We start from the raw sequence: 7633 nt of genomic DNA, 5'->3' as shown, positions 1-7633 counted from the left end.
GTCGGTGTGCGTGGCCGGGGTGCGGGTGGGGCGGTGGGCGCTGGTGGCGGCGGGCGCCGTCGTCTCCCGGGACGTGCCGGACTTCGCGCTCGTCGCCGGGGTGCCCGCCCGCCGCATCGGCTGGGTGGGGAGGGCAGGTGTACGCCTCACCGAGCGGGACGGGGAGCCGGGCGTGTGGGAGTGCCCCCGCACCGGAGCCCTGCACGACGAGAAGGAGGGCACGCTCACCGAACGTGCCCCACAGAGCAGCTGACGCCACGTCGGAATTTTGGCTCGTCGGGATTTCCTCAAAACCGCAATCACCGGGCACCCCGTGGGCATACCTTGTCCGTGTACACGGGATCTGAGCGGGCAACTGCCTTTGTTCAGTGGGGGGTTGTACACGACGGGGGCATCGCGGAACCACGCCGGCGACGGGCGCTCAAGCGCGCCCGGACGCGGCGTGCGTTCGCGCGGGCCCCGGTCCGGGGCATCGCTGGGGGGTACCAGTCGGCGGCTCCGGACGGCACGTGCCGGGGGGCGGCGCCGCAGGGCACCGCCGCCGTCGGCGCGTGCGCCGTCATGCACGGTCCCTCCACGGAACGACGACCGCCGGTCGGCCCGAGGAGCGATCAGAGGGGGTAGGTGTGTCGGAGCCTCGCAGCTCGCACATGCATCACAGCTCGCACACGCATGACAGCTCGCGCACGCACCATCGCAGCACGCACGAAGCAGGCCGCGCACACGGCGAGCCCACCGTCCGAGCCCGCCACCGCAGGGCGGGTGCCCGGTGACCGAAGCAGCCCCGGCACCCCGATTAGCAGCCCTGACCCGGGAAGACCCGGCCCTCCACACCCTCGCCCGGCGCCTGCTCGCGCTCGCCGAGCAAGGCCTCCCCCGGATGTACGCGGCCGAAGGCGGCGGCACCTTCGTCTTCACCCGCGTCGGCACCGTCTCCCCCGCCGGCACCCGCAGCGTGGAGCGCCGCGGTACGAGCACCCGGTACGCGGCCATCACCGCCCTCGGGGCCCGGTTCCTCCCCGAGGAGCGGCAGCGCGCCGTCCTCGGCGGGCACTCGGCGGCCGAGTTCGCGGGGCTGCTGGTGGAGCGGCTGCCGCAGATCACCGACCTCGGCGACGCCGCACTCGTCACCTGGGCCGCGGCCGACACCGACCACCCCAAGCTGCCGGACGCCCTGGCCCGCCTCTCGGCCCTGGACGTCCCCGGGCGCCCCCGCTACACGGTGGAGGCGGCCTGGGTGCTCTCCGCGCTCGCCGCGGCCCGGGCCTCGGCCGATGTCGAGGACCGGCTGGCGGCGGCGCGGGACCGGCTGCTCGGCGCCCTCACGGGTACCAGCCCCCTCTTCCCGCACGCCACCGCGCCCGGGCTCCTTCCCCGCTACCGCGCGCACATCGCGTGCTTCGCGGACCAGACGTACCCGCTCCAGGCCCTGGCCCGGCTCCACGCCACGGCCCCCGACCCGGTGGCCCTCCAGGCCGCCGACGCCTGCGCGGCGCGCATCTGCCGGCTCCAGGGCGACGGCGGGCAGTGGTGGTGGCACTACGACGCCCGTACCGGCGACGTCATCGAGGGCTACCCCGTCTACAGCGTGCACCAGCACGCCATGGCCCCGACCGCCCTGTTCGACCTGGCGGACGCCGGCGGCTCCGACCACGGCGCGGCCATCCGCCGGGGTCTGCGCTGGATGGCGGAGGTGCCGGAGCTCGCCGGCCCGGACGGGGTGCCGCGCGAGCCGATGATCCGCGAGGACTACGCGGTCACCTGGCGCAAGGTGTACCGCGGCGACCCGGCGAAGGCGGTGCGCGCCGCCCGCGGCCTGGCCGCCCGGGTCGTCCCCGGGGCGCGACTCACCCCCCTCGACCGGGTCTTCCGTCCGCTGGCGGTGGACCGGGAGTGCCGGCCGTACGAGTTCGGCTGGCTCCTCCACGCCTGGCTGGGAGGCCCCGCCAGATGACCGGACGCAGCAGCACCCCCCACACCGGCAACACCGGAAAACCCGTCCTCTTCGGCATCACCCTCGACCCCCTGACCATGGACGAGGCCGTCCGGCGCTGCCTGGACGCGGTGCGCCGCGGGGAGCAGATCGAGATCGGCATGGTCAACGCCGCGAAGCTGGTCAACATGCGGCGCGATCCGCGGCTCGCCGCCGCGGTGTCCGGCTGCGACCTGGTCCTGGCCGATGGACAGGCCGTCGTCTGGGCGGGCCGCGTCCTCGGGGTGCGGCTGCCCGAGCGCGTCGCCGGCATCGATCTGTTCATGCGGCTCCTGACCGCAGCCGAGCAGGCGGAGATCCCGGTGTACCTCCTGGGCGCCCGCCAGGACGTCCTCGACCTGATGCTGCGCCGGATCTCCGAGCAGTTCCCGGCTCTCCGCGTCGCCGGCAGCCGCCACGGCTACTTCGACGACTCCGAGCAGGGGGCCGTCGCCGACGCGATCGCGGCAAGCGGCGCGCGCATGCTGTTCCTCGGCATGACGTCGCCCAAGAAGGAGATCTTCACGGCCGCGTTCGGCAAGCGCACCGGCGCCGACGTCGTGCACGGGGTCGGCGGGTCCTTCGACATCCTGGCCGGGGTCACGAAGCGGGCCCCGCAGCTCTGGCAGCGCATCGGGCTCGAATGGTTCTACCGCGCCCTCCAGGAGCCCCGCCGCCTCGGCAGGCGCTACGTCACCACCAACACCGCCTTCCTCCTCATGACGGCCCGGGAGCTCCTGCGCCGCCCGCCGTCTGCCGGCCCTTCGCACGGGGCCGGTTCCGCGAACAGGAGTCACTGATGCGCGTCGTCGTCGTGGGACAGGGATACGTGGGCCTTCCGCTGGCCGTCCGGGCCGCGGAGGTCGGTCACCAGGTGATCGGGTACGACGTCGACGCGCGGCGCGTCAAGAGCCTCGCCGCCGGCGAGTCGTACGTGGAGGACGTCTCCTCCGAGCGGCTCGGCCGGGCGCTGAACCGCGGCACGTACCGTCCGACCGAACTCGCCCGGGACTGCGGGGGCTTCGACACCGCGGTCGTCACGGTGCCGACCCCGCTGCAGGACGGTGCGCCCGACCTGCGCTACATCGAGGAGTCGGCCCGCACCCTGGCCCGCTACCTCCGCCCGGGTGCGACGGTCGTCCTGGAGTCCACCACCTATCCCGGCACCACCGAGGAGCTTTTCGGCCCACTCCTGGAGGACGGCTCCGGTCTGGCGGCCGGCGTCGACTTCCACCTCGGGTACAGCCCCGAGCGCATCGACCCCGGCAACACGACATGGGGCTTCCAGCAGACCCCGAAGGTCGTCTCCGGTGTGGACGCCGCCTCCCTGAAGGCCGTGGAGGCGTTCTACGGGGAGCTCGTCGACAAGACGGTCCCGGTGCGCTCCCCCAAGGAGGCCGAGCTCGCCAAGCTGCTGGAGAACACCTTCCGCCACGTCAACATCGCCCTCGTCAACGAGATCGCCATGTTCGCCCGCCACCTCGACATCGACGTGTGGCAGGCCATCGAGGCGGCCTCCAGCAAGCCTTTCGGGTTCATGAAGTTCACTCCGGGACCGGGCGTCGGCGGCCACTGCCTGCCCATCGACCCGTCGTACCTGTCCTGGCGGGTCCAACGCGAACTCGGCCAGAGCTTCCGCTTCGTGGAGCTGGCCAACGACATCAACAGCCACATGCCCGAGTACGTCACCCGGCGCGTGATGGACGCGCTCAACGCGCGCCGCCGCTCCGTCAACGGCTCCCGGATCCTCCTCCTGGGGCTCGCGTACAAGAAGAACACGGGCGACGCCCGCGAGTCGCCGGCCGTCCGCGTCTCCCAGCTCCTCCTCGACCTCGGGGCCAAGGTGCGGGCCGCCGACCCGCACGTCGTCGAGGACGTCGCGGTGGACGCCCGGCTGGTCCGGGTGGAGCCGACGCGCAAGGAGCTGTCCGCCGCCGACGTGGTCGTGCTCCTCACCGACCACGACTCCTTCGACTACGCGATGGTCACCGAGCACGCCGCGCTCGTCCTCGACTGCCGCAACCGGCTCTCCGGCCCCACCGTGGAGGTGCTCTGACGCCATGCTCCGGATCGTCTGCGTGGCCGGAGCCCGGCCCAACTACATGAAGGTCAAACCGGTGATGGACGCATTGGAGCGGCACGGCGCCGACGTCGTGCTCGTCCACACCGGGCAGCACTACGACGCGTCGATGAGCGGCGTCTTCTTCCGCGACCTCGGCATCCGGCCGCCCGACCGGCACCTCGGCGCGGGGTCGGGCAGCCACGCCGAGCAGACGGGCCGGGTGATGGCGGCCTTCGAACCGCTCCTCGCCGAGCTGGCGCCGGACGCGGTCGTGGTCGTCGGCGACGTCAACTCGACCCTGGCCTGCGCCCTGGTCACCGCCAAGGCCGGCCCGCTCCTCGCGCACGTGGAGGCGGGCCTGCGCAGCCGGGACTGGAGCATGCCGGAGGAGGTGAACCGGGTCGCCACGGACCGGGTCAGCGACTACCTGCTCGCCCCCTCCGCCGATGCTGCGGCGAACCTGCGGGCGGAAGGGTACCGGGAGGACCAGGTCCACGTCGTCGGCAACGTCATGATCGACACCCTGCTCGCCAACCTGGAGCGGGCCCGCGGCTCGGACGTACTGGACCGGTACGGGCTCACCCGCGGCGGCTACGGCCTGGCCACCCTGCACCGGCCCGCCAACGTCGACGACCCTGACGCGCTGCGCGGCCTGCTCAAGGCCCTGGGGCGGATCGGCGAGCGCTGCCCGCTGGTGCTGCCCGTCCACCCGCGGGCCGAACAGCGGCTGCACGCGGTCGGCGTCCCCGCCGGGATCCGCCTCGTGCCGCCCGCCGGGTACCTCGACTTCATCGCGCTCCAGGACTCCGCCCGCGTGGTGCTCACCGACTCCGGGGGTGTGCAGGAGGAGACGACCGCGCTGGGTGTGCCCTGCGTGACCCTGCGGGACAACACGGAGCGGCCGATCACCGTCGAGGAGGGCACCAACGTCCTCGCCGGCACCGATCCCGACCGGATCACCGCCACCGTCCGGCGGGTCCTCGACGACCCGCCCGCGCCCCGCTGCCCCGCGCTGTGGGACGGCCGGGCAGGCGAGCGCATCGCCCGCGTGCTCCTGGACGGGGGCACGGCGCGGACCCGGCCGCGGCCGACGGACCCCGTCCGTAGGGCGCAATAGCGGCGGCACCCCACCACGGCGCACCACGGCGCAGAACGACGCCCAAGCACGCAGAACGACGCAATCACGCGATGAAGGCGGCGGCGCACTCCGGAAACGACGCGCCGCCGCGAGGGGGAAGACCATGGATCTCGCGGAGATCTGGCGGGTCATGCGCAGACGCTGGTACGTACTGCTGCCCGGACTGCTGCTCACGGCCGCGCTGACCGCCGGCGTGTACCTGCTGGTCCCGGTGGAGTACCGCTCCCAGAGCACCGTGACGCTGCTCAACTCCAGGAAGGCCACGGAGGCCTTCGACGGCAATCCCTTCCTCAGCACCCAGGCCTCGCTGACCGGCATGGCCGACGGCCTGGCCCGCAACCTCAACTCCGACGAGTCCCGCGCCGCCCTGAAGTCCCAGGGCCTCACCGGGACCTACGAGGCGAAGATCGCCGACAACGCGCAGGGCCCCTTCATGTGGCTCAGCACCACCGGCACCGATCCGGCCCGCGTCCTGAAGTCGGACGAACTGCTCACCGCCTACGCCGAGAAGCGGCTGAACGAGTTCCAGGCCGGCCAGAAGGTGCCCGCGGAGGCGATGATCCGGATGGCGACGATCGTCCCGCCGCAGAAGCCGCAGGCGCAGACCAAGACCCGCGTCCAGTACCTCGCCATGGCGGGCGCGCTCGGCTTCGTCCTCAGCCTGGTCGCGGCGTTCTTCACGGAGGCCCGTGCCCGCGGCCGCAGCGCCCGTGCCGCCCGGGCCGGATCACAGGACGCGCCGTGACGGCCCCGGGGCCCGGCACCGCGCCCCCCCGGCCGCCGCAGGCCGCCGCCCCCTCCCTGGGCCGCAGGGTCGGCGCGGCCGCTCGCTGGAGCCTGGTCAACACGCTCGTCATGCGCCTCGGCAACTTCGCGACCGGCATCATCCTGGCCCGGTGGTTCCTGGGACCGGAGGCCTGGGGCGTGTACGGGCTCGCACAGACCGTGCTGCTGGTGCTGCTCTCCGCGAACGAACTCGGCGTCACCCTCGCCCTCGTCCGCTGGGAGGGCGACCCGCGCCGCTTCGCCCCCACCGTCCTCACCCTGAGCACCGCCGCCAGCTGCGCCCTGTACGCCGCCCTCTTCGCGGCGGCCCCCGCGGTCGCCCGGGTGCTCGGCTCGCCCGAGGCGTCCGGGGTACTGCGGGTGATGTGCGTGTGCGTCGTCCTCGACGGACTGTCCCAGGTGCCGGCCGGCATCCTCACCCGGGAGTTCGCGCAGGGCCGCCGGATGGCCGTCGACGGCGTCAACTTCGTCCTCGGCACCGGAGTCACCCTGCTGCTCGCCGTCCAGGGCTGGGGCGCGATGAGCTTCGCCTGGGGCTCCGTCGCCGGCAACGCGGCCGCCCTCGCCGGCTGCTGCCTGGCCGCGCCGGGCACGCTCCGCTTCGGCTGGGACCGGGCGCAGGCGCGGGCGCTGCTGCGCTTCGGGCTGCCGCTCGCCGGGGCGAGCCTGCTCGCACTCGGCGTGGTCAACGTCGACACCATGGTGGTGGGGTCCACGCTGGACCAGCTCGCGCTGGGCTTCTACGTCCTCGCGTTCAACATGTCCGGCTGGCCGGTGCGGATCGTCTCCGAGGCGGCCCGCCGCGTCTCGTTCGCCGGCTTCTCGCGGCTGGCCGAGACGCCTGGGGCGCTGGCGGACGGGTTCGGGCGGGGCCTGGGGATCGTGATGACGGGCACGGTCCCGCTGTGCGTGCTGCTCGCCGCGCTCGCGGCGCCGCTCGTGGAACTCGTCTACGGTGCGCGGTGGCTGCCGGCCGCGGCCGCACTGCCGTGGCTGATGGCGCTCGGCCTGATCCGGATCGGCTGTGAGCTGGCCTACGACTGCCTCGTCGCGGTGGGGCGCCGCCGCCTGCTCATCGGCGTACAGGCCCTGTGGCTGGTGCTCCTCGTCCCGGTGCTCCTCGCGGGGGCCGGGGCGGGCGGGATCGTCGGGGTCGCCCAGGGGCACGTCGCGGTGGCGGGCGCGGTCGTCGTGCCGGTGTTCCTCTACGCGCTCCGCAGGGCCGGGATCGCTCTCGGCGCGGTCGCCCGGGCGTGTGCCTGGCCTGCCGCCGGCGGCGTCGTGATGGCCGCCGCGGTGACCGGTCTGCACCGGCTGCTCGGTGACGGCGTACCTGCCCTGCTCGCGACCGGCGCGGCCGGGACGCTCTGCTACGCGGTGTGCGTCCTGCCGAGCCTGGGCCGCCTGCGCGGCGCCGGACGGCGGGCACCCGCCGCGCCGGCCGACAACGACGGAGGCTGAGGACCATGGCGATGCCGGCTGACGGGAAGCGCCGCACGGCGGCCTGGGCGGTGGCCGGGCTGCTGCTCGCCGCCGTGCTGACCCTGTACCAGGCGGAGCGCACCGGCGGCGGCACGCCGCCCGCGTCCGCCGCGTGCCCGGCGGGCGGCTCACCGGACTGCCCGAGGCCCGGCGGCGGCGGGACGCAGCCGCCGGGCCTCGGGCAGTCCGGTGA

Annotated in this window: 6 protein-coding genes and 2 pseudogenes; all 8 read left to right on the top strand. The window is 74.1% G+C overall.

Annotated features, from left to right (window positions below; translation table 11 throughout):
• A pseudogene (locus EF903_RS25090) lies at nt 1–253 on the top strand (N-acetyltransferase); the annotation flags it as partial.
• Nucleotides 254–880: 627 nt separating this feature from the next.
• Nucleotides 881–1954 carry a hypothetical protein gene (locus EF903_RS25085; RefSeq protein WP_260615885.1) on the top strand — a complete coding sequence of 358 codons (1074 nt, stop codon included), beginning with the start codon at nt 881–883 and terminating at the stop codon, nt 1952–1954.
• Nucleotides 1951–2772, top strand: a complete 822-nt coding sequence (locus EF903_RS25080; protein ID WP_125546813.1) for a WecB/TagA/CpsF family glycosyltransferase — start codon at nt 1951–1953, stop codon at nt 2770–2772. Before EF903_RS25085 ends, EF903_RS25080 begins: the two co-directional genes overlap by 4 nt.
• Complete coding sequence (locus tag EF903_RS25075) at nt 2772–4028, top strand: nucleotide sugar dehydrogenase (protein ID WP_125546811.1); 1257 nt, start codon at nt 2772–2774, stop codon at nt 4026–4028. The genes EF903_RS25080 and EF903_RS25075 overlap by 1 nt, the downstream gene beginning before the upstream one ends.
• Before the next feature lie 4 nt (nt 4029–4032).
• Nucleotides 4033–5151 carry a non-hydrolyzing UDP-N-acetylglucosamine 2-epimerase gene (gene wecB, locus EF903_RS25070; RefSeq protein ID WP_125546808.1) on the top strand — a complete coding sequence of 373 codons (1119 nt, stop codon included), beginning with the start codon at nt 4033–4035 and terminating at the stop codon, nt 5149–5151.
• Nucleotides 5152–5275: 124 nt separating this feature from the next.
• Nucleotides 5276–5917, top strand: a complete 642-nt coding sequence (locus tag EF903_RS25065) for a chain length determinant protein (RefSeq protein ID WP_185902810.1) — start codon at nt 5276–5278, stop codon at nt 5915–5917.
• Nucleotides 5914–7419, top strand: a complete 1506-nt coding sequence (locus tag EF903_RS25060) for an oligosaccharide flippase family protein (RefSeq protein ID WP_260615883.1) — start codon at nt 5914–5916, stop codon at nt 7417–7419. Before EF903_RS25065 ends, EF903_RS25060 begins: the two co-directional genes overlap by 4 nt.
• 5 nt (nt 7420–7424) lie before the next feature.
• Nucleotides 7425–7633 (top strand): annotated as a pseudogene (locus EF903_RS25055) (hypothetical protein); the annotation flags it as partial.

This window comes from Streptomyces sp. WAC05292, from assembly GCF_003949955.1.
In the GTDB taxonomy this organism is placed as follows: domain Bacteria; phylum Actinomycetota; class Actinomycetes; order Streptomycetales; family Streptomycetaceae; genus Streptomyces; species Streptomyces globosus.
This window is presented reverse-complemented; position numbering and strand designations above follow the sequence as displayed.

Bases quoted from the DNA above. Each gene is read 5' to 3' on its own strand.
- EF903_RS25085 (WP_260615885.1), top strand. From the start codon at position 881: ATGTACGCGGCCGAAGGCGGCGGCACCTTCGTCTTCACCCGCGTCGGC.
- EF903_RS25080 (WP_125546813.1), top strand. From the start codon at position 1,951: ATGACCGGACGCAGCAGCACCCCCCACACCGGCAACACCGGAAAACCC.
- EF903_RS25075 (WP_125546811.1), top strand. From the start codon at position 2,772: ATGCGCGTCGTCGTCGTGGGACAGGGATACGTGGGCCTTCCGCTGGCC.
- wecB (WP_125546808.1), top strand. From the start codon at position 4,033: ATGCTCCGGATCGTCTGCGTGGCCGGAGCCCGGCCCAACTACATGAAG.
- EF903_RS25065 (WP_185902810.1), top strand. From the start codon at position 5,276: ATGGATCTCGCGGAGATCTGGCGGGTCATGCGCAGACGCTGGTACGTA.